This window comes from Halobacillus sp. BBL2006 (genome assembly GCF_000786645.1).
Classification (GTDB): domain Bacteria; phylum Bacillota; class Bacilli; order Bacillales; family Halobacillaceae; genus Halobacillus.
Window position 1 is genome coordinate 1 of the sequence record NZ_JRNX01000699.1, and the last position, 1,353, is coordinate 1,353.

Annotated in this window: 1 protein-coding gene; it reads right to left on the bottom strand. The window is 41.7% G+C overall.

The genetic code is table 11. The features are described 5' to 3' along the window. Positions 1–944: 944 nt before the first annotated feature. Positions 945–1,353, bottom strand: a 409-nt coding sequence (locus LD39_RS18510) for a glycerate kinase (protein WP_035551485.1), incomplete at its 5' end; no start/stop codon positions are given.

A 1,353-nucleotide genomic window follows, 5' to 3' on the forward strand; every position in this document is an offset into this window, starting at 1 on the left:
ACTAAGGCTGCGATTAAGTCTCCTGTCCCGACACCTGTAGCAGCGGTTACAAAACCAGGTCCGATCATTTTCAATTTGCCTTTAAATGATGTTGGCGGGGCTGAAGACCCAGATTTCTGCTCCTTCCAGTTTGGTTGTGTTGCTTTTACTTCCATCCTATGTACCTCCTCAACTATAAAAATATTGCTAGATTATGTAAAAATGCGCTCCCTCATTATAGAATGGATTTCTATTAAAATACAGGTATTATTCAGAAAAATTCGAAAGATGGTCATTTCTTACCCTGAACGAAAGCAATTAAATAAGACTAAAATAAAAGCCTGACTTTCCCTCGAATTGAGGGATTATCAGGCTTTCCAAGGTTTAATACTAAGACTTATAAGAGCAGACGTTGCGCTTTAATACAAGAGAAGGAGAAAAACGACAGGAGGTAAGTTTAAACGAACATGAATAAAAAACCGGAGATCATTCATTTTAAACAAACCTGAATCCTATTCTAATTCGAACTTCCCAGGAGATAGGATCGGTTAACAAAATTGTCGAAAAAAGTGACAAAATCCTATTGTTCAAATTGGAAAGATCTACTACTCTACCAATGTACCCTCAAAAACCTTTTTGCAGGGTTACCATGAATTACATGCCTCCTATAAACATGGTTCATGAGTCCAAACGGCAGGAATGATTGCGCCTGCCGTTTGGTAAAACTATCGATACTAAGATAACCGCTTTGAATCTCTCAGTGTCCGCCTAAAAAACTCCATCTGACCCGAAACTTCCCCCTACATCAATTCATAAAAAGATTCTTGTTCAAGATGACAGACATACTGTTTAACAAGTTATTAATGAAATGGTGAAATGATTCTCAACGTAAACTCCCCAATCGGCTCAAGAACAATGAAAAGCCAGCCCTCTTAATCGAGGACTGACCCTACAGGATTTACCCTTTACTTCAATCTCAAACGAACGATTTGCTCCGATACATGACGGATATTGGCATAAGAAATATTTTCATCCAACGCTTCTTCCAGGGAACAAGGACCCGTTTGGATCGAGAACACAGAAGTCAACGGAGCATAAATTCCTTCTTGAGCTACTTCTCCTGCGACGGCCACGGCCGGTACCCCGTGTTTATAAGCGATTTTTCCTACTTCCACAGGCACTTTCCCTTGAGCAGATTGCCCATCTAGCCGTCCTTCGCCAGTCAAAACGAGATCAGCCTCTTTCACCGCTGATTCAAACTCAACCAAATCCGCAATGACTTGAAACCCAGATTTCATTTCACCTTGAAGGACTCCAGCTAAAGCACCGCCAAGGCCCCCTGCCGCGCCGGCACCATCGATGGTCTGAAGATCA